Annotated in this window: 21 protein-coding genes; 7 read left to right on the top strand and 14 right to left on the bottom strand. The window is 65.2% G+C overall.

Going from position 1 to position 25,288, the window contains the following annotated elements; all coding sequences use genetic code 11:
• Positions 1–63: 63 nt before the first annotated feature.
• The 5 genes from ACS3WB_RS00950 (at position 64) to trxA (ending at position 8,557) form a co-directional block, all read left to right on the top strand.
• The gene (locus ACS3WB_RS00950; RefSeq protein ID WP_438273737.1) at positions 64–384 is read left to right on the top strand and encodes a PilZ domain-containing protein; all 321 of its coding nucleotides are present in this window, start codon (positions 64–66) and stop codon (positions 382–384) included.
• A 320-nt stretch (positions 385–704) separates the two neighbouring features.
• On the top strand, positions 705–1,427 hold the full coding sequence (locus ACS3WB_RS00945; RefSeq protein WP_438273736.1) for a nucleotidyltransferase family protein: 723 nt from the start codon (positions 705–707) through the stop codon (positions 1,425–1,427).
• A 70-nt stretch (positions 1,428–1,497) separates the two neighbouring features.
• On the top strand, positions 1,498–4,653 hold the full coding sequence (gene addB / locus ACS3WB_RS00940) for a double-strand break repair protein AddB (RefSeq protein WP_438273735.1): 3,156 nt from the start codon (positions 1,498–1,500) through the stop codon (positions 4,651–4,653).
• Complete coding sequence (addA, locus tag ACS3WB_RS00935; protein ID WP_438273734.1) at positions 4,647–8,138, top strand: double-strand break repair helicase AddA; 3,492 nt, start codon at positions 4,647–4,649, stop codon at positions 8,136–8,138. The genes addB and addA overlap by 7 nt, the downstream gene beginning before the upstream one ends.
• 98 nt (positions 8,139–8,236) lie before the next feature.
• Positions 8,237–8,557: a thioredoxin gene (gene trxA / locus ACS3WB_RS00930; protein ID WP_009796619.1), complete on the top strand. Its 321-nt coding sequence runs from the start codon at positions 8,237–8,239 to the stop codon at positions 8,555–8,557.
• Between the two features lie 145 nt (positions 8,558–8,702).
• Here trxA and ACS3WB_RS00925 read toward each other — a convergent pair whose 3' ends face one another.
• The 11 genes from ACS3WB_RS00925 to ACS3WB_RS00875 all read right to left on the bottom strand — a co-directional run bounded on the left by ACS3WB_RS00925 (position 8,703) and on the right by ACS3WB_RS00875 (position 18,572).
• Complete coding sequence (locus tag ACS3WB_RS00925; protein WP_438273733.1) at positions 8,703–10,031, bottom strand: bifunctional folylpolyglutamate synthase/dihydrofolate synthase; 1,329 nt, start codon at positions 10,029–10,031, stop codon at positions 8,703–8,705.
• Positions 10,028–10,969, bottom strand: coding sequence for an acetyl-CoA carboxylase, carboxyltransferase subunit beta (gene accD / locus ACS3WB_RS00920; protein ID WP_438273732.1), 942 nt, complete (start codon positions 10,967–10,969; stop codon positions 10,028–10,030). The genes ACS3WB_RS00925 and accD overlap by 4 nt, the downstream gene beginning before the upstream one ends.
• 152 nt (positions 10,970–11,121) lie before the next feature.
• Positions 11,122–11,952 (bottom strand): tryptophan synthase subunit alpha, encoded by an 831-nt coding sequence (trpA, locus tag ACS3WB_RS00915; RefSeq protein ID WP_438273731.1) that lies wholly within the window; start codon positions 11,950–11,952, stop codon positions 11,122–11,124.
• On the bottom strand, positions 11,949–13,193 hold the full coding sequence (gene trpB, locus ACS3WB_RS00910; RefSeq protein WP_438273730.1) for a tryptophan synthase subunit beta: 1,245 nt from the start codon (positions 13,191–13,193) through the stop codon (positions 11,949–11,951). The genes trpA and trpB overlap by 4 nt, the downstream gene beginning before the upstream one ends.
• Before the next feature lie 120 nt (positions 13,194–13,313).
• Positions 13,314–13,991: a phosphoribosylanthranilate isomerase gene (locus ACS3WB_RS00905; RefSeq protein WP_438273729.1), complete on the bottom strand. Its 678-nt coding sequence runs from the start codon at positions 13,989–13,991 to the stop codon at positions 13,314–13,316.
• 172 nt (positions 13,992–14,163) lie between these two features.
• Positions 14,164–14,511, bottom strand: coding sequence for a DUF1049 domain-containing protein (locus ACS3WB_RS00900; RefSeq protein ID WP_438273728.1), 348 nt, complete (start codon positions 14,509–14,511; stop codon positions 14,164–14,166).
• Positions 14,512–14,589: 78 nt separating this feature from the next.
• Positions 14,590–14,895, bottom strand: coding sequence for an integration host factor subunit beta (locus ACS3WB_RS00895; RefSeq protein ID WP_438273727.1), 306 nt, complete (start codon positions 14,893–14,895; stop codon positions 14,590–14,592).
• 168 nt (positions 14,896–15,063) lie between these two features.
• Positions 15,064–16,041, bottom strand: a complete 978-nt coding sequence (gene sppA, locus ACS3WB_RS00890) for a signal peptide peptidase SppA (protein ID WP_438273726.1) — start codon at positions 16,039–16,041, stop codon at positions 15,064–15,066.
• A gap of 227 nt (positions 16,042–16,268) precedes the next feature.
• Complete coding sequence (locus ACS3WB_RS00885) at positions 16,269–17,021, bottom strand: sulfate transporter family protein (RefSeq protein WP_438273725.1); 753 nt, start codon at positions 17,019–17,021, stop codon at positions 16,269–16,271.
• Positions 17,022–17,205: 184 nt separating this feature from the next.
• Positions 17,206–17,694 (bottom strand): peroxiredoxin family protein, encoded by a 489-nt coding sequence (locus tag ACS3WB_RS00880; protein WP_438273724.1) that lies wholly within the window; start codon positions 17,692–17,694, stop codon positions 17,206–17,208.
• Entirely contained in the window at positions 17,691–18,572 is an 882-nt protein-coding gene (locus ACS3WB_RS00875; RefSeq protein ID WP_438273723.1) for a lipo-like protein, read from the bottom strand. Before ACS3WB_RS00875 ends, ACS3WB_RS00880 begins: the two co-directional genes overlap by 4 nt.
• 343 nt (positions 18,573–18,915) lie before the next feature.
• Between ACS3WB_RS00875 and ACS3WB_RS00870 the strand changes: the two genes are divergently transcribed.
• Positions 18,916–20,349, top strand: a complete 1,434-nt coding sequence (locus ACS3WB_RS00870) for a flavin monoamine oxidase family protein (protein ID WP_438273722.1) — start codon at positions 18,916–18,918, stop codon at positions 20,347–20,349.
• A complete protein-coding gene (locus tag ACS3WB_RS00865) occupies positions 20,346–21,014 on the top strand; it encodes an ATP-binding protein (RefSeq protein WP_438273721.1) in 669 nt (222 codons plus the stop codon). Before ACS3WB_RS00870 ends, ACS3WB_RS00865 begins: the two co-directional genes overlap by 4 nt.
• Before the next feature lie 190 nt (positions 21,015–21,204).
• On the opposite strand, the gene pheT is transcribed toward ACS3WB_RS00865, so the two are convergent.
• From pheT to pheS, 3 genes are all read right to left on the bottom strand, one after another.
• A complete protein-coding gene (gene pheT, locus ACS3WB_RS00860; protein ID WP_438273720.1) occupies positions 21,205–23,643 on the bottom strand; it encodes a phenylalanine--tRNA ligase subunit beta in 2,439 nt (812 codons plus the stop codon).
• The gene (locus ACS3WB_RS00855; RefSeq protein ID WP_438273719.1) at positions 23,640–23,999 is read right to left on the bottom strand and encodes an endonuclease domain-containing protein; all 360 of its coding nucleotides are present in this window, start codon (positions 23,997–23,999) and stop codon (positions 23,640–23,642) included. Before ACS3WB_RS00855 ends, pheT begins: the two co-directional genes overlap by 4 nt.
• 149 nt (positions 24,000–24,148) lie before the next feature.
• Positions 24,149–25,270: a phenylalanine--tRNA ligase subunit alpha gene (pheS, locus tag ACS3WB_RS00850; protein ID WP_438273718.1), complete on the bottom strand. Its 1,122-nt coding sequence runs from the start codon at positions 25,268–25,270 to the stop codon at positions 24,149–24,151.
• Between the last annotated feature and the right edge of the window lie 18 nt (positions 25,271–25,288).

The following is a 25,288-nucleotide window of genomic DNA, read 5'->3' as shown; positions in this document are numbered from 1 at the left end:
CATGCCCTACTCTCTGCGACTCTAAGCCGCACTGCGGTGCGGTTTCTCGACGGGAGCAGGGCCATGGGTGCGGAACGGCGCAAGGGCGAACGCGTCACCTTCGAGCGCGGATACAGCGCCCATATGATGGGCATCGACGGCACCTGGCGCCGCGACTGCACCATGGAGGACGTTTCCGAACATGGCGCCAAGCTGACCATTGAAGGTTCCATCGAGGGCCTCCACCTGAAGGAATTCTTCCTGCTGCTGTCGTCGACGGGGCTCGCCTATCGCCGCTGCGAGCTCGCCTGGGTCAATGGCGACCAGATCGGCGTCAATTTTCTGAAACCGAGCGACAAGAAGAAAAAGGCCGCCCGGCGCAACGGCGCCACCGCGGACGCCTGATCCTCTAGTCATTTCGCTTCCGATAAAATCGGAAACCAGCTTTCAGAAAAATTAACGAGAACCCACCCGAACACACCTTTTTCCTGTCACGCTTGCGTCACGCCCGGCGGCTATCGCGTGAGCTGTCGATCGATTCGCCCGTGTCATGATATTGTTCGCTGAATCGATCAGAGCTATTCCCGGCTTCGATGGACTCAAAGTCGGGCTCTCGTTTTTGTTTTGACGCGTTTTTTTACGCGGACTTATATCCATCCTCGGTCAAGCCCGAGGACATGCCTCGCTTGAAAACGCTATAGGAAGCGCCGGAGACCTCGCCGAGAATGCCCGTCACCCCGACCAGAGCCATGGTGCTTGCCGCAGGTCTCGGCCTGCGCATGCGACCGCTGACGGAACGGATGCCGAAACCCATGGTGCCGGTGGCCGGCAAGCCGCTGCTCGATCATGTGCTGGACAGGCTCGCGGATGCCGGCGTCAGCGAGGCGGTCGTCAATGTCCGCTATTTGCCGGACCAGATCATCGACCACGTCGCGCATCGCAGCCGCCCGCGGATCATCATCTCCGACGAGCGCAACGAGGTGCTGGGCACCGGCGGGGCCGTCGCGAAAGCCCTGCCTCTCCTTGGGGATGCGCCGTTCTTCCATCTCAACGCTGACACCATGTGGATCGACGGCGCGCGTCCCAACCTGACGCGGATGGCCGAAACCTTCGATCCCGCGCGCATGGACATTCTGCTGCTGATGGCGCCGACCACGGGCAGCATCGGCTATGCCGGCAGCGGCGACTACGCCATGCTTCCCGACGGCGCACTGCGCAAGCGCGAGGAAAATCAGGTCGTTCCGTTCGTCTATGCGGGAGTAGCAATCATGTCGCCCGCGCTGTTCGCCGGCGCGCCCGCCGGTGAGTTCTCGCTGACGACCATGTTCGATCGCGCCAACGAGCGCGAACGCCTGTTCGGGCTGCGGCTCGACGGCGTCTGGATGCATGTCGGAACGCCCGACGCCATCGAGGCCGCCGAGAAAGCGGTGCTGGTCAGCGCCGCCTGAGCCGGTCGTCGCGGGTCGTCGCCGCTCCCCGCTCGTGCCATGATGGCCTGATCCCGAATCAAGGTCCTTCATGCGCGTCCGCAACGTCCCTCCGTCAGCGCCGTTTCTGCGCACCGTCATCACCGCGCTGGTCGATGGCGCGCTGATCGAGGGATTCCGTCCACGCGCGCAGCCCGAACGGCTCGCCGAGGTCACGCTCTATCTGCCGACCCGTCGCGCCGGCCGCATGGCGCACGACATCTTTCTCGATGTGCTGAATGTCGATGCCGTGATCCTGCCGCGCATCGTCGCGCTCGGCGACATCGACGAGGACGAACTGGCCTTCGCGCAGGCCGTCGCTCCTTCGGCGGAGACCCTCGACCTGCCGCCCGCGCTTGACGGGCTGGCGCGCCGGCTGGCGCTGGCGCAGCTCATCGACGCATGGGCGCGGCAATTGAGGCCCGGCGATCCGGCGCAGGCGCCGCTGGTTCTCGGCGGTCCGGCCTCGACGCTGGCGCTCGCCGACGACCTCGCGCGGCTGATGGACGACATGACAACGCGCGGCGTGGACTGGCGCGCGCTCGACACGCTGGTGCCCGACGCGCTCGACAGATACTGGCAGCTCACGCTCGATTTCCTGAAGATCGCGCGCGAGTTCTGGCCGGCGCACCTAAATGAAACGGGCCGGATCGAACCGGCGGCACGGCGCGACCGCCTGATCGAGGCCGAAGCCGCGCGGCTGGCCGCTCACCACGCGGGGCCGGTGATCGCGGCAGGGTCCACCGGCTCGATGCCTTCGACCGCGAGGCTGCTGCACGTCATCGCCGGACTGCCGCAAGGCGCGGTGGTGCTGCCGGGGCTCGACACCGACCTTGACGAAGACGCGTGGCAACTGATCGGCGGCGTCAGGGACAAAACGAGCGGCGACTTCATTACGCCGCCCGCCGCCGGTCATCCGCAGTTCGCGCTGCACGCCCTGCTCAAGCGGTTCGGCATCGCACGCAGCGAGGTAGCGACGCTCGGTGCGCCGGCGCCATACGGACGCGAGTTGCTGGCCTCGGAGGCGATGCGTCCTTCCGAAGCGACGGCACGGTGGCACACGCGGCTTGCCGAGCCCGAGGTCGCGGAGAAGATCGCGGCCGGAATGACCGGCCTCGCCGTGATCGCCGCCGCCAATCCGGAAATGGAGGCGCTCAGTATCGCCGTCGCGATGCGCGAGGCGCGTGAACTGAACAAGACGGCGGCGCTGGTGACGCCCGACCGCGCGCTGGCGCGCCGGGTGATGGCCGCACTCGGCCGCTGGAATCTGGCCTTCGACGATTCCGGCGGCGACGCGCTGATGGATACGCCCGCGGGAGTCTTCGCGCGGCTCGCGGCCGAGACCGCCTGCAACGCTCTGGAGCCGCCGACGCTGCTGGCATTGCTCAAGCATCCGTTGTGCCGGCTCGGGCGCGCGAGCGGCGGATGGACGCGCGCGGTTACGATATTGGAACTGGCGATCCTGCGCGGCACGCGACCGCCGCCGGGCAGCAAGGGACTGGCGGACGAGTTCGCGCGATTCAGCGACGAACTGGACAAGCTTGGTCGCGGCGAGAACTCGTCGCTCCATCGCAGCGAGCCCCGCGCCGCGCTAAAACCGCATCAGCTTGACGAAGCCCGGGCGTTGATCGCGGCCTTGCAGGCCGCGCTGGCGCCGCTCGAAGGCGATGGCGCAATGCGGTCGGCGGACTTCACCGGGCTCGCCGCGCAGCATCGCGACGCGATCGAGGCGTTGTCGCGCGACGATCAAGGCGTCGCCGTCGCGTTCGAGGGACAGGATGGCGCGGCACTTGCGAAGGCGTTCGACGATCTCGGCGAGGCAGGCGAGCGCAGCGGTCTGACGGTCAGGATCGCCGACTATCCCGAGGTGTTCGAGACCGCATTCCGCGACCGCATCGTGCGACGGCCGCAGGCCACGGCAGCGAATCTGCGCATCTATGGTCCGCTCGAAGCGCGTCTCACCCAATGCGACCGCGTCATTCTCGGCGGACTCGTCGAAGGCATGTGGCCGCCCGCGCCGCCGAACGATCCCTGGCTCAGCCGCCCGATGCGGCACGAGCTTGGGCTCGACCTTCCCGAGCGGCGCATCGGCCTGTCTGCGCACGACTTCACGCAATTGCTCGGCGCGGAGGACGTCATCCTCAGCCACGCCGCCAAGGCCGGCGGCGCGCCGGCGGTGGCCTCGCGATTCCTGCACCGGCTGGAAGCAGTGGCCGGCAGTGAGCGCTGGGCCGCCGCGCTGGAAGCCGGCGCGCGCTACGTTCGATACGCCGAGGCGCTCGACCGTCCCGACGAGGTCAAGCCCATCGCCCAGCCCGCGCCGAAACCGCCGCGCAGGGCGCGGCCGACGCGGTTGTCGGTGACCGCGATCGAGGACTGGTTGCGCGACCCCTATACCATCTATGCCAAACACATTTTGAAACTCACGCCGCTTGATGCCGTGGACATGCCGCTGTCGGCGGCCGACCGCGGCTCTGCGATCCACGACGCGCTCGGCGATTTCACGAAAGCCTATCCGGCGGTCTTGCCGGACAATCCCGCGGAGGTGCTCCGCGCCATCGGCGAAAACCACTTCGCACCATTGATGCAACGCCCCGAGGCGCGCGCGTTGTGGTGGCCGCGCTTCCAGCGCATCGCAGCATGGTTCGCGGATTGGGAAGTCTCGCGCAGGGCGCAACTCGTGACAATCGACGCCGAGGTCAGCGGAGCAATCGAGATCCCGATAGACGGCGATCGCCATTTTGTCCTGTCCGCCCGCGCCGACCGCATCGAGCATCTCGGCGACGGAAGCTTCGCCATCCTCGACTACAAGACCGGCAGCCCGCCGAGCAGCAAGCAGGTGCGGCTTGGGCTATCGCCGCAGCTTACGCTGGAATCCGCGATCCTGCGCGGCGGCGGCTTTGCAGGCATTACCGCGGGCGCGTCCGTGAACGGACTCGTCTATGTTCGCCTCAGCGGCAATAATCCCCCCGGCGAACCGAGGCCGGTCGATCTCGACAACGGCAAGACCGCCCGGCAATCGCCGGATCAGGCCGCCGACCGCGCGCTTGAGAAACTTACCGCGCTGATCCGCGCCTTCGACAATGAGGCGCAGGGCTATACCTCGCTCGACCTGCCGATGTGGAAAACGCGCTACGGCGCCTATGACGATCTCGCGCGGATCAAGGAATGGTCGGCGGCCGGCGGTCTGGGGCTGGAAGAATGGTGAAGGCATCCCGCCCCGTTCATCCCGACGCCAGCGCGCGCCAGCAGCGAGCATCCGACCCCGCGACCTCCGTGTTCGTGTCCGCGAACGCCGGATCGGGCAAGACGCATGTTCTGGTGCAGCGCGTGATCCGCCTCCTGCTCAACGGCGTCGATCCGGCGCGCATCCTCTGCATCACCTTCACCAAGGCCGCCGCCGCCAACATGTCGGAGCGGGTGTTTTCGACGCTTGGGCGATGGGTCACGCTCGACGATGACGCATTGAACGCGGCGCTGCGCGACGTCGGCATCGCGCAGCCCGATGTGAAATGGCGCGAACGGGCGCGCAAACTGTTCGCCTCCGCGCTGGAAACGCCGGGCGGGTTGAAGGTGCAGACCATCCACGCACTGTGCACGCGGCTGTTGCAGCAGTTTCCGTTCGAGGCGCGGGTGCCCGCGCGCTTTACCGTGCTCGACGAGCGCGACCAGACCGAAATGATGGAGCGCGCCAGCCTCAAGGTCATGCTGAACGCCTCGCAGAATCCGGACAGCACCGCCGGCCGCGCGCTGCAATATGCCATGGGCGCGGCCGCCGACACCACGCTGCGCGACGTCATCAATCAGGCCTGCCTCAGCCGCGATCACGTCATGGCCTGGACCGAGGATCGCGGCATCGAACAGGCGATCCGCGATATTGCTGACGCGCTCGGCGTCGATCCGGCCGCGCGGGTCGAGGATGTCGAACGCGAGATCATCAATGGGCCAAACCTGCCGCGATCGGAATGGCAGACACTCGCCGCGGTTCTGGAAGCTGGCAACAAATCCGACATTGAGCAAGCCAAACGCCTGCGCGAAGCGCAGGCCATGGTCGGCGAAGCCGCGCAAACAGATCGCTATCTCGATGTCTTCCTGACCGGCGACGGCAGCCCGCGCAAATCCTTCGTCACAAAGAAGATAAGCGATGTCAGGCCTGATATCGCTGAAATGCTCGCCGATGAATGCCTGCGCGTGACCGCGCTGCTCGAACGTCGCCGCGCGCTCATCATCCGCGACCGCACGCAATCGCTGCTCGTCATCGCGACCGCGATCGCCGCGAACTACCGGCGCGAGAAGCAGGAACGCGGACTGCTTGATTACGATGACCTGATCGACAAGACGCTGGACATGCTGAACCAGACCTCGCCGGGCTGGGTGCATTACAAGCTCGATCGCGGCGTCGACCATGTGCTGATCGACGAGGCGCAGGACACGAGCCCGAAGCAGTGGGACATCGTCGAGCGCATCATCGCGGACTTCACGACCGGCGAAGGCGCGCGTGAGGGCGTGCGCAGGACCGTGTTCGCGGTCGGCGATGAGAAGCAGTCGATCTTCTCGTTCCAGGGCGCGGCGCCGCGCGAGTTCGATGAGCGACGGCGCAAGCTGGAGGGCAAGTTCGCCGACGCAAATCTCCCGTTCCGGAAAGAGGATTTCATCTACTCGTTCCGCTCCGGCAAAACGATTCTGGAGTCTGTCGACTACGTGTTTCGCGACGAAGCTATCTACAGAAGCATCCATGCCGTCGGCGCCCATCCCGTGCATGAATCGCTTGCCGACGCCGCGCCCGGCATCGTCGAGCTCTGGAGTCTGGAGGAGCGCGACAAGCGGGAGGAAATCGAGGGCTGGCGCGCGCCATTCGACGCGATCTCGGCGACCAGTCCGGAAGTCAAGCTGGCGCGGCGCATCCAGAGCGAGATCAAGACGCTGATCGCGCGCGGCACCATGACGGGACATGAAGGCGCGCGCCGTCCGCTCAGCTACGGCGACGTGATGGTGCTGGTGCGGCGGCGCGGCAACGCTTTTGATGCGATAATCCAGGCGTTGAAGCAATCCGGCATTCCGGTTGCGGGCGCCGATCGCCTCAAGCTCACCGAGCACATCGCGATCATCGACCTGATGAACCTTGCGGATACGCTGCTGCTGCCGCAGGACGATCTGGCGCTGGCGGTGGCGCTGAAGAGTCCGCTGTTCGGCCTCGACGACGACGACCTGTTCACGCTGGCATGGCAGCGCAAGGGCTCGCTACGCGATGCGCTCGCCGGCCACGCCGCGGCAGGCGACAAATTCCGCGACGCGTTCGATCGCCTGAAGCTGTGCGAAGGCCGCGCCACGCGCGAGATGCCGTTCGCGTTCTATGCGTGGCTTTTGGGCGAAGACGGCGGGCGGCGGCGGATCCTGCGGCGTCTCGGCCATGAAGCGAATGACGCGCTCGACGAATTCCTCGAACTGGCGCTGACCTATGAGCGCAAGGCCCCTGCGTCGCTGCAAGGGTTCATGGCGTGGCTGCGCGCCGCCGACACCGAGGTGAAGCGCGACATGGAAATCTCGCGCGACGAGGTGCGGGTGATGACCGTGCATGGCGCCAAGGGACTGGAGGCTTCGGTGGTGTTCCTCGCCGATACCGTGACATCGCCGGCCGACACCGAGCGCCTCAGCCTGATCCGCATGGCGCGGGGCAACGCGCCTGCCGATGCGACAGGCGTCACGGTCTGGGCCGGCAGGAAGGCCGAGGATCCGCCTTGTGTGGCGGAAGCCCGCGCGGCGATGATCGCGGAAACCGAGCACGAATACCGCCGCCTGCTTTACGTGGCGATGACGCGCGCGGCCGATCGCCTGATCGTCGGCGGATGCATGCCCGGTAACCGCAAGGAGGTCCGGGACTTGTCCTGGTACGACCTGATCGGCAAGGGCCTGGAAAAGTCCGGCCTCGCGATGCAGGAGATCGAGACCGCCGCCGGCACTGTCAGGCGCTACAGCCGACCAGATACGGATGAGCCGCTCTCCGCGATCGCCGCTACGCAGGCCACTACCGCGCAGATCGCCTTGCCGCCGTGGCTGCATGCCAGCGCAGCCCAGGCTGTGCCCGCGAACCGGCCGCTGCGTCCCTCGGAGACGGACGATACGGCGCATCGACGCATCCGGCCCGGCGAATCCACAGACCAGCGCAACCACGCGCTGTTGCGCGGCACGCTGGTGCATCGTCTGTTGCAATCGCTGCCCGATATTCCGGCCGGTCGCCGCCGCGAGACCGCGCTGGGCCATCTCGCCCGCAATGCGGGCAACTGGAGCGAGGCCGAGCACGACGCGCTGGCGGAGCAAGTGCTGTCCCTGATCGACGATGCCCGGTTCGCACCAATCTTCGCGGACGGCAGCCGGGCGGAGGTGGCGATTGCCGGACGGCTGACGACGCGGCGCGGCGATCCCGTGCTGGTGTCCGGTCAGATCGACCGCCTCGCGGTCACACCCGAGGCGATTCTGATCGTTGATTACAAGACCGGCCACGCGCCGCCTGCAAGCGCCGCCGCAGCGCCGCCGGCCTATGTCCGCCAGCTTGCACTCTACCGCGCGGTGCTGGCCCGGCTGTATCCGAAATTGCCCGTCAAGGCCGCGCTGCTCTGGACCGAGATGCCTGAATTAATGGAGATTTCGGCCGCGATGCTTGATGCCGAGCTGGAAGCCCTCATCTCGGCGTGAGAAACCTTGACCCGGCAGGATCGCCTTCTTAACTTGGCACATAAGCGCAGGCGCATTCTTTCACGGCGCGCGCTCTCATCGAGGCAACGAGGTATTCCATGGCTGTTGGCAAGGTTTCGGACGCCAATTTCGAAGCGGAAGTGCTCAAGGCGACTGGCCCGGTCGTGGTCGATTTCTGGGCCGAGTGGTGTGGCCCGTGCCGCATGATCGGCCCGGTGCTGGACGAGATTTCCAGCGCCATGGGCAGCAAGGTCAAGATCGTCAAGCTCAACGTCGACGAGAGCCCGCGGACGGCCTCGAAATACGGCGTGATGTCGATCCCGACCCTGATGATCTTCAAGGGTGGCGAACTGGCCTCGCGTCAGGTCGGCGCTGCGCCGAAGCAGAAGCTGGAGCAGTGGATCACCGCCACGGTGTGATCCGTCAGCTTCCGGTTTTCTGAAATTTTGCGAACGGCCGGCTCATCACCGGCCGTTTTTGTTTGGGTGTGCCTCTTACCTCTCCCGCTTGCGGGGAGAGCGCTCGCAACGCATCACCGATACGTTTGCCTCAAAATAAATAATTTTAGTTCGGCGGCGTGCCGTTCTCCGCCAGCACATGGCCGGCGAGATAGAGCGACCCCGCGATCAGGATGCGCGGCGGGATTTCATAGGCAAGCCGCGCCACCGACTGCAGCGCCGCACTGACGCTCACCGCGGTTTCGGCGCGCATGTCGAGCGCGCGCGCCGCACCCGCCAGCACGTCCGGCGACATCGCATTTTCCGTGTCCGGAATCGGCACGGCGATGACGTGGCGGGTCAGCCCTGCGAAGTTGGCGAGAAAGCCTTGCGCATCCTTGTTGCCCATCATGCCCGTTATCACCACCAGCGGCCGCGACACCCGCTCCTCGAGATCGCCGAGCGCAGCCGCTGCCACCCGTCCGCCGTCGACATTATGTCCGCCGTCAAGCCAGAGCTCAGCGTCGCGCGGCGCTCGATCCACCAGCCTGCCCGACGTCAGCCGCTGCATCCGCGCCGGCCATTCCGCGCTCGTGACACCGCGCTCGAACGCCGCGGCGTCGATGCTGAAGCGATCCTGCGCCCGCAGCGTCGCGACCGCGAGACCGGCATTGTCGAATTGATGACGACCGAACAGTCGCGGCGCGGCTAGGTCGAGCAGGCCGCGCTCGTCCTGATAGACCAGCCGTCCATGCTCCGTGCCGACGTGCCAGTCCTGGCCTTCGGCGTATAGCGGACCGCGCATCTGCTTCGCCCGCTGCTCGATCACGGCCTGCGCCTCCGGCAACTGCGCAGCAACGATCACGGGCACGCCGCGCTTGATGATGCCGGCCTTCTCGCCGGCGATCTGCATCAGCGTGCCGCCAAGAAATTCGACATGGTCGATGCCGATCGGCGTGATGACGCTCGCCAGCGGCGTTTCCACCACGTTGGTGCTGTCGAGCCGGCCGCCGAGGCCGACCTCCAGCAGCAGCACGTCGGCGGGAGTTTTCGCGAACAACAGGAAGGCGGCCGCGGTCTTGATCTCGAACTGGGTGAGAGGCTCGCCGCCGTTGGCGCGCTCGCATTCGAGCAGCGCGTCGCGCAGATCGCCGTCGCCGACCAGCGTTCCCGCCAGCCGCACGCATTCGTTGATCCGCACCAGAAAAGGCGAGGTGAAAACATGCACTCTCAGGCCGGCAGCCTCAAGGATCGCGCGCAGATAGGCGACGGTGGAGCCCTTGCCGTTGGTGCCGGCGACATGAATGACGGGCGGCAGCATGCGTTCGGGGTGACCGAGCCGTTCGAGAATGCGCCACATCCGGTCGAGCGTGAGGTCGATCTTTTTCGGATGCAGCTTCGAGATTCGCGCGACGACCTCGCCGAGCGGCGTCTGATGGGGAGGAGCAGCGCTCACGCGGGAGGCGCAGGCGGCGGCGCGTCCGTTGCAGGCATCGGCTCGGCGGGCTCATCCGGGCCGGGCGGCGGTTCTGCCGTCGCATCGAACGCCGGCGCCTTCGTCAGCAGCCGGCACAGCCGCGCCAGCGTCGGCCGCAACTCATGGCGATGCACCACCATGTCGACCATGCCATGGTCCCGCAGATATTCGGCGCGCTGGAAACCGTCCGGCAGTTTCTCGCGGATGGTCTGCTCGATGACGCGCGCGCCGGCGAAACCGATCAGCGCGCCGGGCTCGGCGATTTGGATGTCGCCGAGCATCGCATAGGAGGCGGTGACGCCGCCGGTGGTCGGATTGGTCAGCACCACGATGTAGGGCTGGCCTGCCTCGCGCAGCATCTGCACCGCGACGGTGGTGCGCGGCAGTTGCATCAACGACAGCACGCCCTCCTGCATCCGCGCGCCGCCGGACGCCGCGAATACGATGAACGGGCATTGCTTCTCGACCGCGAGTTCGAGGCCGCGCACGATGGCTTCGCCCGCCGCCATGCCGAGCGAGCCGCCCATGAAATCGAAATCCTGCACCGCAACGACGACGCCGGCGTTTTCCAGCTTGCCGTACCCCACCTTCACAGAATCATTCAGTCCGGTCTTGGCGCGGGCATCCTTGATGCGGTCGACATACTTGCGCTCGTCGCGGAACTTCAGCGGATCGACGGCCACCTCGGGCAAGGCGACGTCGTACCAGGTCTCGTTGTCGAAGATCGACCGCATCCGCGCATCCGCGCTCATGCGCATGTGGTAGTTCGAGCCGGGGATGACGAACTGGTTGCTCTCGACGTCCTTGTAGAACACGAGCTGACCGGTATCCGGACATTTGATCCAGAGATTCTCCGGCGTCTCCCGCTTGAGCATATTGCGGATCTTGGGGCGGACGACGTTCGTCAACCAGTTCATGCCTTACTCCGTAACCCCGCCCCGCTCCTCACCGGATAAATGCGGCTCGGCACCCTCTTCCACAAGGGGAAAGGGAAAGTAAAGACTATTCCGCGGCCTGCCTGGATCATGATGGAAGCGGAGCAGACGGAAAGCCGCTGCACACGTTTTCCTCATCCCGCTCTGGCCGACCGCACGCCCTCGGCCAGCGACGCCACGAGACCGGCCACCGCGTTGACCGTCCCGGCCGTCGCCTTGCCCTCAGAATCGAGGCTGCGGCTGAGCGCATCGACCAGCGCGGAGCCGACCACCGCGCCGTCGGCGCCCTCGGCGATGCCGCGTGCCGCCTCCGGGGTGCGAATGCCGAAGCCGACGCAGACCGGCAAATCGGTATGGCGCTTGATGCGTCCGACCGCCGCGCCGACGGCGGCCGAATCCGCGGCCGCACTGCCGGTGATCCCGGTGATCGAGACGTAATAGACGAAACCGGAGGTATTGGCGAGCACCGCCGGCAGCCGCTTCTCGTCGGTGGTCGGCGTCGCGAGGCGAATGAAATTCAACCCCGCCTTCATCGCCGGGATGCACAGCTCGGAGTCTTCCTCGGGCGGCAGATCGACGACGATAAGGCCGTCGACGCCGGCATCCTTGGCGTCAGCGAGAAATCTCTCGACGCCGTAGATGTAGATCGGATTGTAATAGCCCATCAGCACGACCGGCGTCGAACCCTCGCTTTTCCGGAAATCGCGGATCATCTGCAGCGTCTTGGTCAGGGTCATGCCCGCCTTGAGCGCGCGGCGGCCGGCGGCCTGCACCGCGGGGCCGTCGGCCATCGGATCGGTGAACGGCATTCCGATTTCAATGATATCGGCGCCGGCCTCAGGCAGCGCCTGGATGATGGCGAGCGAGGTCGTGGGATCGGGATCGCCAGCCATCAGGAAGGTCACGAAGGCCGAGCGGCCCTGCTTCCGCAATTCGGCAAAGCGCGTGTCGATACGGGTGCTCACTTCTTCCTGCCCTTCAAGATCTCGCCGACCTGCGGCACGTCCTTGTCGCCGCGACCGGAAAGATTGACCACCATCAGGTGATCTTTCGGCCGCTGCGGCGCCAGCTCGACGACGCGCGCGATGGCATGCGCCGATTCCAGCGCCGGGATGATGCCTTCCAGACGCGACAGCAGTTGAAACGCGGCGAGCGCCTCCTCGTCGGTCGCGGACAGATAGGTGACGCGGCCGGTCTCGCGCAGCCATGAATGCTCAGGCCCGATACCGGGATAGTCCAGCCCGGCGGAGATCGAGTGCGCGTCCTGGATCTGGCCGTCATCGTTCATCAGGAGATAGGTGCGGTTGCCATGCAGCACGCCGGGCCGTCCGCCGGTGAGCGAGGCGGCGTGCAGCTTGTCGAGACCATGCCCCGCCGCCTCGACGCCGAAAATCTCCACCGCGGCATCGTCGAGAAACGGATGGAACAGACCCATCGCGTTGGAGCCACCGCCGATGCAGGCGATCAGCGAATCCGGCAACCGGCCTTCCGCCTCCTGCATCTGCGCGCGCGTTTCGTCGCCGATGACCGACTGGAAGTCGCGCACCATCATCGGATAGGGATGTGGCCCCGCCACCGTGCCGATGCAATAGAAAGTATTGTGCACGTTGGTGACCCAGTCGCGCAGCGCCTCGTTCATGGCGTCCTTGAGCGTGCGGGTGCCGGACTGCACCGGCACCACTTTGGCGCCCAGCATCTCCATGCGGATGACGTTGGGCTCCTGCCGCGCCACGTCGACCGCGCCCATATAGACGACGCATTCGAGACCGAAGCGCGCGCACAGCGTCGCGGTCGCGACGCCATGCTGCCCGGCTCCGGTCTCGGCGATGATGCGCTTCTTGCCCATGCGGCGCGCCACCAGGATCTGGCCGAGCACGTTGTTGACCTTGTGCGAACCGGTGTGGTTGAGCTCCTCGCGCTTCAGATAAATTTTTGCGCCACCAGCGCGGCCGGAGGCCGCGGAAATATCACGAAGATGCTCGGTCAGGCGCTCGGCGAAATACAAGGGCGACGGACGGCCGATATAATCCTTGCGGTAGCCGGCCATCTCGCGCTGGAACGCAGTATCGGTCCGGGCTTCGGCATAGGCCTTCTCCAGATCGAGGATCAGCGGCATCAGCGTTTCCGCCACGAAGCGGCCACCGAAAATGCCGAAGTGGCCGCGCTCGTCGGGACCGGATCGGAAGGAATTGGGGAGAGAATTCATTGTCACCCTTCGTCATGGCCGGATTTATTCCGGCCACCTACGTCTTGCTCGCTGTGATTTCCGGCCGCCGTGAATGCCCGACATGAAGCCAGGCATGACGGCTGCCATGGTTCTCCGGGACTACCCCACATGCGAGGTCGCTTCGCGCGAATTAATTGCCGCCGCTCGCGCCGCCCGGATGAAATCCCGGATCATGTCCGGATCCTTGATCCCCGGTGCGCTTTCCACGCCGGAGGAGACATCAACCCCACCGGCGCGCGTGATCCGCACTGCATCGTGAACGTTGCTTGCGGCGAGGCCGCCGGAGATCATGAACGGAACCTCGAGAGTGAGGTTTTCCAGAAGCCGCCAGTCGAAGGGAACACCCAGCCCGCCCGGCCGCGTGGCGTCCTTCGGCGGGCGCGCATCGAATAGCAGGCAGTCCGCCGCAGCAGCGTAACCGGGCAGCGTCGCAAGATCGTCGACGCTCTCTACCCCGACCACTTTCATGACCGGCAGCCCGAACCGCGCTTTGATCTCGCGGATGCGAGCCACGGTTTCCTTGCCGTGCAGTTGCAGCAGATCCGGCTGCAGGGCTTCGATGGCATCGCCCAGCGCCGCATCGTCGGCGTCGACGGTCAGCGCGACCTTGCGCGCACGGCCACGTACCTGTGCACCGAGGTCCCGGGCCCGCGCCAGATCAAGATGCCGTGGCGAGGCGGGAAAGAACACGAATCCCACCATATCGGCACCGGCCTGCAGCGCCGCCTCGAGGGTCGCAAGGGTGGACAGGCCGCATATCTTGACGATCAGGGACATGATCTCGCAGGGACAAGGTCTCGAACGATCGGCGCAAGCCGGACGACCGGCAAAAAACCGTCCGGTTCCGGGCATCAAATGCGCTCGCGCGGGTTCTACAACGTCACGCGGCGCTTGTCTCGCCCGCGCGGGGGCCACGGGAGGTTCCCTCCCCGGCGGAAATACCGGGCCGCTATCCGGCCCGCCGCGTCAGATCCGGCAGCCGCGCGGTGTCGCGGGACTCCCAGCGCGCTCGCAGGTCGGCCAGTTCCATGCGCGCCTCCCGCGCATCCGCCTCATACTGGCGCACCTTGTGACGCCAGCGGCGCTGACCGAACCGGGTCGCGACGCTCCCGGCCACCACGCCGAAGATCGCAACCGCAATGATAAGGATGAACAACGGCAGGGTGACGGTGGCCATCCGGTCGTTCGCATCGAAGGGATCGAACGTCACCGTCACCGGGTGACGGTTTGCGAACGCAAACACGATGAAAAGGACACCAAGCGGAATCACGATCAGGCCGGTCAGGAATTTTCGCATGATCTCTCTCGCGACGGTAGCGTCAAGCACTCATGCTGACAGGTTCGGCAGATTCATGGGGCCGTCCCTCGAATGTTCCTACGCGCTCGCTTCACTCGCGGCATTCTCACGATTGAGCCGCTCGCGCATTTCCTTGCCGGTCTTGAAAAACGGCACGCTCTTCTGGTCGACCGGGACGTGTTCTCCCGTGCGCGGATTGCGGCCCGCGCGCGCAGGACGATGTTTGACCGAGAACGCCCCAAAACCACGCAGTTCGACCCGATCGCCCCGCGCAAGCGCGGCGACAATCTCGTCGAGAATCGCGTTCACGATGTTCTCCACATCCCGCTGATAGAGGTGCGGGTTGTGCTCGGCGATGCGTTGAACGAGTTCGGATTTGATCATCGAGACTGGGACCCATATAGGGGAGGGTCCATTTCCGTGAAAATGGTCAGGACTGTCAAGTCGCTAAATGCGATTCGCACGGTTCAGGAAAACCGCCGCAAAATTCTGCACCGCGGCATTTGCGGGCTCCTTACCAGCAAAAATGCCCGCACGCGTCCGATTCGAGCCTCAATTCGAGGGCGCTGGCTGCCACAATGCCAGCATTCCGTCGAGACCCAGCCGATCCGCCGCCCGCACCACGCCGGTCTGCTCCACCTGGCGCGCAATGCCGTTCAGTCCCAGCGCATCGAAGGTCACAAAGGCGGCGGTACGCAGGAACGTCAGGTCGCCGAAGCGCGGCGATAACTTGAAATCGCGCACCGGCAGGTCGGGAGCGACTTTCTTCTCTGCGACCAGCCACGCGATCGCGGTCTTTTCGTCGCCAAGCTGATCGATCAGCTTGAGGTCGATCGCCTGCCGGCCTGTAAAGACACGGCCGTCGGCGACCTTCTCCAGTTGCGCATCGTCCATGCCGCGCCGGCTCTGCACCAGGCCGCGGAACCAGGCGTAGGAATCCTTCACCAGCGCGTCGATTGCGGCCCGCGCCTCCGGGCTGGTCGGCTCATAGCCGTTCGGAGCCGCCTTCAACGGCGACGATTTTACTTCCTCGACCTTGATTCCGACCGTTTTCAGAAGATCGGTGAAATTGGGATACTGAAACAGCACGCCGATCGAGCCGACCAGCGCCGTCTGCTGCGCGACAATGTGATCGGAGGCGAGCGCGGCGATATATCCACCCGACGCGCAGAGCCCTTCGACCACCACCACCATCGGCTTCTTGGCCTTCAGGCGCATCAGGGCGTCGTAGAGCTGTTCGGATCCGGCTGTGGTGCCGCCCGGCGAATTGATGTGCACGATGACCGCGGGCGCGTTCGACTTGCCGAGCCGTTCCAGTGCCTCCACGCGATTCTGGTCGCTGCGGATCAGGCCTTCGATATTGACGCGCTGGATCGCGACGGCGCCGGTCAGCTTGCGGCCCCACGGCGTAGCGTAGGCCGCGACGGCGATAAACGCGGCAATCGCGATCGCTGCCGACGCGACTCGCCAGAACGTGAGCTTGCTGCGCAACCTGCGGCGATCGACGATCACATCCGACTCAATCGACATCGACATTCTCCTCCAGGACCGCAATTCCGGGCTGGCATCCCGATGGGCGCACGGCACCACCTTCCGTCAGTCCAAAATCCGGACAGAACAACTACACCAATTGCGGCGCAATATGAAGAAAGCAAGGCCGACTCCGTCCCGGCCGTCCAGGTCTTTCGCGGCTAAAATTTCCTGAAAACGTGATGCCCGACCTAAGCCGACGCCGGATTCCGTCTGAAGCAACCCGCTCAGGCCAGCGGCTGCCGGCCGCGCCGATCCGGCGCGATCAGCTCGGACCGCGGTCCCGACAACCGCTTGTGCATGTGGACCATGAATGCCATGCCGAACAGCGGCGTCGCCAGATTGACGATCGGGATCGCCACGAAGCCTGCGATGATCAGACCGGCCATGAACACCGTGGCGGCGTTGTCGCGGCGCATCGTCTTGGCCTCCGCGGGCGAACGAAACCGCATCGCCGCGAGTTCGAAATATTCCTTGCCGAGCAGCCATGCGGTAGCGATGAAGAAGGCGATAAAGCCCGCGCCGGCCACGAACACGAAAGGCAGCGCAATCAGGTAGACGAGCAGCGTCAGCAGCGCGGTCTTGATGCCTTCGGACATCGCGAGGCTGAACGGCAGCGGCGCCCCGGGACGGTCAGCCGGATAATGCTCACGCTCGACGATCTCGCCGACGTCGTCGACGAACACGCTCGCGACCAGCGAGGTGATCGCGGGCATCAGAAACACCGCGCCGAACACGATGCCGAAGCCCGCGGCGATCGAAATGATCCAGGCCAGGATGTTGAGCGGCGTGTGGAAGGTCGGCCCGAGCACCGTCTCGGCCCATAACTCGCCGGAGCCGGCAAGCCAGCTCAGCAACCGCTGCAGCCCGATGGCGGAGACGACGATGAGCACCAGCGCGAGCCCGATCGCGCGCCACAGGATGGCGCGCATCGGCGGCGACAGAATCTGCGTGAGGGCCTTGACGGCGGCGCCCATCATGACGGTCAGTTCCCGGTGAACCCCAAGGCTCGGATACAAGGCTCGATACGAGGCTCAGATAAACGCCGTGGCGCGCCCCGGCAAGGGCACGGACCGGCGCGGATGCCGCAGCCGAAACGCGCAGGCGAAATGTGCCGACGTTTTCATGCGCTGGAGATGCGGCAATTCACAAGCGAAAAAGGCGCTAGGCTTCGTAAGTCTGCGCGCCCGCGAGTTCAGCCGCGATCATGGCGCCAAGCGCCATGTCGCTCTGCTGGCCGAAGCCATGATGAACAATGCGGCCGTTGCGGCCGATCAGAATGCTGGCCGGCGTGCCCTGCATGGCATAGCGACCCATGGTGACCGGCAGCGGGGTGCCGTCGCCGGCTGCGTCGACGCCGATCGGAAACGTCAGCCTGTATTCGTGAATGAAGGCTTGAAGCGAAACCGGCGTCATCGCGGCGTGATGTTCGAACACCGTGTGCAGGCCGATCACCTGAAGGTCGGTCGCCTTGAACAGTTCATAGGCCCGCTGGGTCTGCGGGGTGCCATGCGCGACGCAGCCGGGACACAGCATCTGGAACGCATGGAGCAGCACCGGACGGCCACGCAGCGCGGCAAGCGTCAGCGGCTCGCCCGTGTTGAACCATTGCGACACGACAAGTTCCGGAGCGGCGCCATCGGCCTCGGTCATGAATGTCCTCGCATGGCACTCACTTTTTCAGAAAGAACCGGCTGATGCTGGTCAGCCGGTTCGGAAACAGGCGGCGGCGACGCGACCCCGACTTGAAACGGCTCCATAGCGCCCGCCACCTCCCCGAGCGGCTTTTGCCTGTCGGCCCAATGGAGGGACAGATAGTCGAACCCCCGCACGATCGTGGGCTTGACGATCTCGAAATAAGGCGAGATGTCGAAATCGCGCGGCATGTAGAGCGAGGAATCGCGGATGTGCAGAATCTCGCGGCGCGCGTTGCGGCTGCCTGCGCGGGTGATCTTCGGCAGAATCGGATAGCGCACCGCGCCGAACGCCTGCGCGATCAGCGCCGAACAGATCATCTTGGTCGGGTCGCCGGAACCGAACGCGATCATGCGCCGCCGCCAGCGCTGCGGCACGGGCAGCGGCACAAGATATCGCATCAGATCGACGATATTCTTGGTGTCGTAGCCGAAGCCGATCCGGTTGATGGCATATCGGCATACCGTGACACGGTCCTCGTAGGACAGACCAACCGGGCGGCACAACCGGGTGTGATAAGGAAAATATTTCGAAAGCGGCGCGGAGGTGACGCCCATGCCGATTTCGGCCTCGATCAGGACGTGCGGCTCGCCGTCAGGTTCTCTGGCGCCGTCGATCGGGCCGACATAAAGCGCGGAGTGCGACCATGTCGATTGCGTGAGATACTTGATGATGCCGGAGATGCGGCTGTTGCCCTCGACCAGGAGGACGTCGCCCTCCTGAATGAGATCGCGCAAATGCTCCGGATCGCTCGGCGTGAACGGTTCGTAGCCGGGCACCTCCTTCTGGAGATAGGCCGCAATCCATTTCCCGACCATATCGAGCACGAGGCCCATGGCAGTTTCTCTCCGCCGTTCGTCCTGACCGGTTTTCCACTCCTTATCATGGTCAAAGGCCATTGCAATTTAGTTCATGGCGGCGGTCGCCGAATTACGATTGATTCACCATGACGGTTGCCGCAGACGCATTGATGCGGCAAGTTCGCTACGTCCCGAATCCGAAGTTCTCCGGCCTTTTTGCGCGATGTTTTGCAAACTTCGAATTCGAAGGATCGAAAATCTGCGATTTTCGTGTGGCTTCAGGTTCAGAAGTTCTCTGATCGGACGTGCAGCGGAGTGAAGAAACGTCTGAGCCACCGCACGAGCGGTGGCTGCGTTTCAAGACATCGGAAACCATGCCATGACAATGACGCGCCGCGATCTCCTGCTGGCATTCGCCGCGCTCGCCACAGGAGCGGAGAGCGGCGCGGCGCGCGCCGCATCGCTGCCGCGCGAGGCCGACGTGGTGGTGATCGGCGCGGGCGCCGCCGGCATTGCGGCGGCGCGGCGGATTCATGACGCGAACCGCAAGGTGGTGGTGGTCGAAGCGGCGGACCGGATCGGCGGACGCTGCCACACCGATCTGACGACCTTCGATACGCCGTTCGATCGCGGCGCGCGCTGGCTCTTTGAACCCGACACCAACCCGATAGCAAGGCTGGCGCGAAGCGCAGGAGCCGGGGTGTTTCCCGCTCCGCCCGGTCAGAAAATCCGCATCGGGCGGCGCAACGCCCGCGCCGGCGAAACCGAACAGTTCCTTGCAGCACTGGTGCGCGCGAGGCGCGCCATCGCGGACGTCGCGCGCGGCAGGACCGACCTTTCCTGCGCCGCGGCTATGCCCGGTGATCTCGATGTCTGGGCGGCGACGATCGACTTCGTGCTCGGCGCCAGCGCGACCGGAAAGGACCTGAAAGACCTCTCGGCGATGGATCGCGCGCGCGCACCCCAGCGCCACGCCGCGATCGGCTGCGAACGAGGCCTCGGGGCGCTGCTCGCCGCGCTCGGTCAAAACCTGCCGATCAGCCTGTCGACGCCGGCAAGCCGCGTGACATGGGCCGGCCGCGACATCGGAGTCGAGACGCCCGCGGGGCGCATCGGCGCGCGTGCCATCATCGTCACGGTGTCGACCAACGTGCTGACCTCGGGCAACATCCGCTTCACGCCCGAACTGCCGAAGCGTCAGCTTGATGCCGCTGCAAAGGTGTCGCTCGGCAGCTACGACCGCATTGCGCTGTGGCTGCCCGATAATCCGCTCGGGCTCGGACCCGGCGAGACCATGATCGAGCAGAGCGGCGACGGAAAGACCGCGCTTCTTACGGCGGGCGCGATCGGATCGTCGCTGTGCACCATCGATGTCGCGGGCAGTTTCGGCCGCGATCTCTCGGCTCAAGGCGAGGCTGCGATGATCGCGTTCGCCAGGGAATGGCTGACGAACCTGTTCGGCAGCGATGTGGCGAATGCGGTGCAAAGATCCGCCGCCACGCGCTGGAACGCCGCGCCCCATGTGCTCGGCGCCATGTCGGCGGCGGAAGTCGGCGGGCAGCCGTCGCGCAAAATCCTGGTCGAGCCGCTCGGCAACCTGTTCTTCGCCGGGGAGGCCACGCACGAGACGCTGTGGGGCAGGGTCGACGGCGCATGGGAAAGCGGCGACCGCGCGGCCGATGCCGCGCTACGCAAAATCGGCGCGCTCAAGGAAGCGGCGCCCGAGACGCAAACGCGCAAGCCATCCCGGCATCACGGACGGAAACCGTCACGACGCCCGCAGGACTCCTTCGGCTTTCCATTGCCCAGATGACGCGACCACGAGCGCTGATCTCGTGGTCGTCGGGCAAGGACAGCGCCTTTGCACTGCGTGAGATCCGCCGCGCCGGCGCGTTCGACGTCGTCGGCGCGCTGACAACCGTAAATGAGACCTTCGGCCGCGTCTCGATCCACGGCGTGCGCGAGGAGATTCTGCACGCGCAACTGGCAGCCGCAGGACTGCCGGCGAACGTGGTGCCGATTTCCCATCCCTGTCCGAACGAGGTCTACGAAGAGCGGATGGCGGCGGCGATGGCGGACGCAAAGCGGAACGGCATCACGCATGTCATCTTCGGCGATCTGTTTCTCGCGGACATTCGCGCCTATCGCGAGCAGAAGCTTGCCGGAACCGGCATCACGCCGGTCTTTCCGCTATGGGGCCGGCCGACCGCGGCGCTTGCGCGCGAAATGATCGCAAACGGGCTCGAGGCGCGTCTCGTCACGGTCGACCGGACAAAGCTCGACTCCTCGTTTGCCGGCCGCAGCTTCGATCAGGCGCTGCTGGCGGACCTTCCGTCCGGGATCGATCCGTGCGGCGAGAACGGCGAATTCCACACCTGTGTCATCGCTGGTCCGATGTTTTCACATCGGATCGAGGTGGCGTCCGGCGATGTCGTCGAGCGCGACGGGTTCGCCTATTGCGATCTGTTGCTGACGTAATCGCAAGACATTTTTTCTTCGTCATGCGCGCCATAGCGTTTTCAAGCGAAGCATTCTTCGGACTTGATCCGAGGATGATGCCGGTTCGCGTAAAGAAAAAGCGTTCGAAACAAAATCAAAAGTTCCGCTTCTGATCAGAAGCGGAAAGGCTCTAGAGCCCGGCTTTGATTCCATCGAAGCCGGAAGAGCTCTAGCCTCGCAAGCTCCCGCCGGTTTTCTTCGTGACCTCGGCGACGATCTTCGCCGCCACCGCATCGATCTCCTGATCGGTCAGCGTCTTGTCTCGCGGCTGCAGAGTCACCGCGATGGCGATCGACTTCTTGTTTGGGTCGATGCCTTTGCCTTCGTAGACGTCGAACACGGTGACGCCGTCGATCAGTTTCTTGTCCACGCCTTGCGCCGCACGCACGATGTCGGCGGCTTTCACGCCGCGGTCGACGATGAAGGCGAAGTCGCGCGACACCGGCTGGAACGCCGGCAGATCCAGCACCGGCTTGGCGCGCGTCGCTTTCTGCTTGCCTTCCGGAATGCGCTCGAGAATCACCTCGAACGCCATCACCGGACCATCGGCCTTCAACGCCTCAAGCACGCGCGGATGCAACTCGCCGAAATAGCCGAGCACATTCTGCGGCCCGATCTGGATCGCGGCCGAACGCCCGGGATGCAGCCATGCCGGAAAATCCTTTGAGGCGCTGGCGGCGGCGATCTGCAACGCCTGCATGGGCGCACCGGCGGCGGCGAGCACCGCGAACGCATCAGCCTTGGCGTCGAGCGCGGCGGCGGCGCGAGAGCCGGACCAATGGCGGCCGAGACCGCTCGACGATGCGATGCCGCGGCGAACACCGGCAGCGGCGGTGAACTGATCCTGCGGACGGTCGCCGCGGAAGATCTGCCCGACCTCGAACAGCGCCACGTCGGGAAATCCGCGGTCGGCGTTGGCCTGCGCGATGGCGACGAGTCCCGGCAGCAGGCTCGGCCGCATGTCGGAGAGATCCGACGCGATGGGATTGGCGAGCGCCAACTCCGCATTCCCGCCGCCGAACAGTTCGGCCTGCGATTTCGCGATGAACGACCAGTTGACGGCTTCGACCATGCCGCGGGCCGCCAGCGCGCGCCGCGCCTTTCGCGTGCGCGACTGGATCGGAGTGAGCACCGGTTTGCGTGCCGCGCCGCCCCGATCGAAGGGCGTCATCGGGACCTTGTCGACACCGACGATGCGCACGATCTCCTCGACGATGTCGGCCTTGCCGTGAACGTCGGTGCGCCAGGTGGGAATCGCGACCTTCACCACCGGCCCCGTGCCGGCCACCATGAAGCCGAGATGGCCGAGAATGCGGCGCATCTCCGGCAGCGACACGTCGATCGCCGCGAGACGTTTGGTCTCCGCCAGCGGAAAATCGATCACCCGATCGTCGGGCAGCGCCTGTCCGGCAACAACATTCTCCGACGGAGTGCCGCCGCACAATTCCATCACCAGCCGGGTCGCCATCTCGAGCCCCGGCACCATGAAGGCGGGATCGACGCCGCGCTCGAAACGATAGCGCGCGTCGGAATTGATGCCGAGCCTGCGGCCGGTCTGCGCGATGTTGATCTCGCTCCACAGCGCCGATTCGATCAGCACATCCGTCGTGCCCTCGTCGCAACCGGACTCCTCGCCGCCCATGATGCCGGCGAGCGATTCGACACCCTTGTCGTCGGCGATGACGCAGACACCCGGATCGAGCGAGTAGGTGCGGCCGTCGAGCGCCTTAAGCGTCTCGCCGTCGCGGGCACGGCGCACCGTGAGATCGCCATGCACTTTGTTCGCGTCGAACACGTGCAGCGGCCGGCCGCGATCGTAGGTCATGAAGTTGGTGATATCGACCAGCGCGTTGATCGGACGCAGACCGATCGAGATCAGGCGCTTTTGCAGCCATTCCGGCGAGGGACCGTTCTTCACGCCGCGAACGAGACGTAGCGCGAAGCCGGGGCACAGCGTTGCGTCTTCAACCGTGACCTTCACCGGGCAGGGAAATTCGCCCTTGACCGCCTTGATGGTCGGATTTTTGAGGCTGCCCATGTCGGCGGCGGAGAGATCCCGCGCGATGCCGTGCACGCCGGTACAGTCCTGCCGGTTCGGCGTCAGGTTGATCTCGATGACGGGATCGCCGAGGCCGGCCCATTCCGCATAACCCGTGCCGACCGGCGCGTCGGCCGGCAATTCGATAATGCCGTCGTGGTCGTCGGAGATTTCGAGTTCAGCCGCCGAGCACAGCATGCCGCGGCTCTCGACGCCGCGGATGGTGCCGATGCCGAGCGTGATGTCCTTGCCCGGAATGTAGGTGCCGGGCGGCGCGAACACGCTGACAAGGCCCTCGCGCGCGTTGGGCGCGCCGCACACCACCTGGATATAAGCGGGCTCGCCCTTGTCATTGGTCTCGCCGATATCGACCATGCACACGCTGAGACGATCGGCGTTCGGATGCTGCGCGGCCGAGACCACGCGCGCGACGGTGTAAGGCGCAAGCGCCCTCGACTTGTCCGCGATGTGCTCGACCTCGAGCCCGATCATGGTCAGCTTGTCAGCGAGCTTTTCCAGCGGCTCGTCGGTGTCGAGATGCTCTTTCAGCCAGGAGAGGGTGAATTTCATGTGTGGTCTTCGCGTGGGCGGATCGACTCCCTCCCCCCTTGAGGGGGAGGGTTGGGGAGGGGGGTTACTTCGCGGACCACGCCTGCAATCGTTTCGATGACACCGGCGCAGTTTCGGAGAACGTCTGAATTCCAGAAGCGCAAAACACGATATCCCTTGGATCCGAGCCAGCGATCGCGCTCGACATCACGACGTGATTCCGCATGCTGTCCGCCGTCAACCTCTACAATCAGACGGCATTTGTGGCTGACGAAATCGACGATGAACGGTCCAATCAGTGTTTGGCGCCGAAAGCCAAGTTGGTTCAGGCGATGCGCGCGAAGCCGTTGCCAGAGAACCCGCTCAGCATCGGTCATGGCGGAGCGCAGAGATCTTGCGCGGAAGCGCGCAAACTTACTGACAGGCCGATGGGCCACCAAGAGACCCCCCTCCCGGATCGCTGCGCGATCCGACCTCCCCCTCAGGGGGGGAGGTGAAGGTCCGTCGCCGTCGTCGGCGCGCACCATCATGACGACAACCCCCCCGCCAGCGTCGGGACCTCGAGCGGCCTGAAGCCGTAGTGATTGAGCCAGCGCACGTCGCCTTCGAACAACTGCCGCAGATCGGCGATGCCGTATTTCAGCATGGCGATGCGATCGATGCCCATGCCCCAGGCGAAGCCCTGATAGACTTCCGGATCGAGGCCACAGAGCTTCAGCACGTTCGGATGCACCATGCCGCAGCCGAGAATCTCCAGCCAGTCCTCGCCCTCGCCGAAGCGAATCTCGTGCTTGTCGCGGCGACACTGGATATCGACTTCCAGCGACGGCTCGGTGAAAGGGAAGAACGAGGGGCGGAAGCGCATGTTGACGTTGTCGACCTCGAAGAACGCCTTGCAGAATTCGTGCAGGATCCATTTGAGGTGGCCGAGATGCGACGACTTGTCGATCACCAGCCCCTCGACCTGATGGAACATCGGCGTGTGGGTCTGGTCACTGTCGCTGCGATAGGTACGGCCGGGGCAGATGACGCGGATCGGCGGCTTCTGACTGAGCATGGTGCGCACCTGCACCGGCGAGGTGTGCGTGCGCAACAGCAGGCGCGAGCCGCCAGCCCCGGGCTCCGACCCGGTGTCCCCCTTCGGGTTGAAGTAGAACGTGTCGTGCATCTCGCGCGCCGGATGGCCTTCGGGAAAATTCAGCCGGGTGAAGTTGTAGTCGTCGGTCTCGATGTCGGGACCCTCGGCGACCGCAAAGCCCATGTCGGCGAAGATGGTGGTGACCTCGTCCCACACCTGGCTCAGCGGATGGATGCGGCCGGCCTCCGCAGGCGTCTCGCGCAAGGGCAGCGTGACGTCGATGGTTTCCGAGGCGAGACGCGCGTCGAGCGCTGCAGTCTTCAGCACCTCGCGTCGCGCCGCCAGCGCTTCGGTCACCGCATCCTTGGCGAGGTTGATCTTCGCGCCCTCGGTCTTGCGCGCCTCGGGCGACATCTTGCCGAGGGTTGCGAGCAGCGCGGAGATCGAACCCTTCTTGCCGAGCGTCGCGATGCGCACCGCCTCCAGCGCGGCCTCGTCGGTGGCGGCTGCGATCTGGCCGAGGATTTGGGATTGAAGGGAATCGAGATCGGATTTTTCGGAATCGGACATGGACGGCGCCCCGTTCTC

This window comes from Nitrobacter sp. (genome assembly GCF_051535215.1).
In the GTDB taxonomy this organism is placed as follows: Bacteria; Pseudomonadota; Alphaproteobacteria; order Rhizobiales; family Xanthobacteraceae; genus Nitrobacter.
Note: the sequence above shows the minus strand (reverse complement) of the source record. Positions and strands in the feature narration are given on the sequence as shown.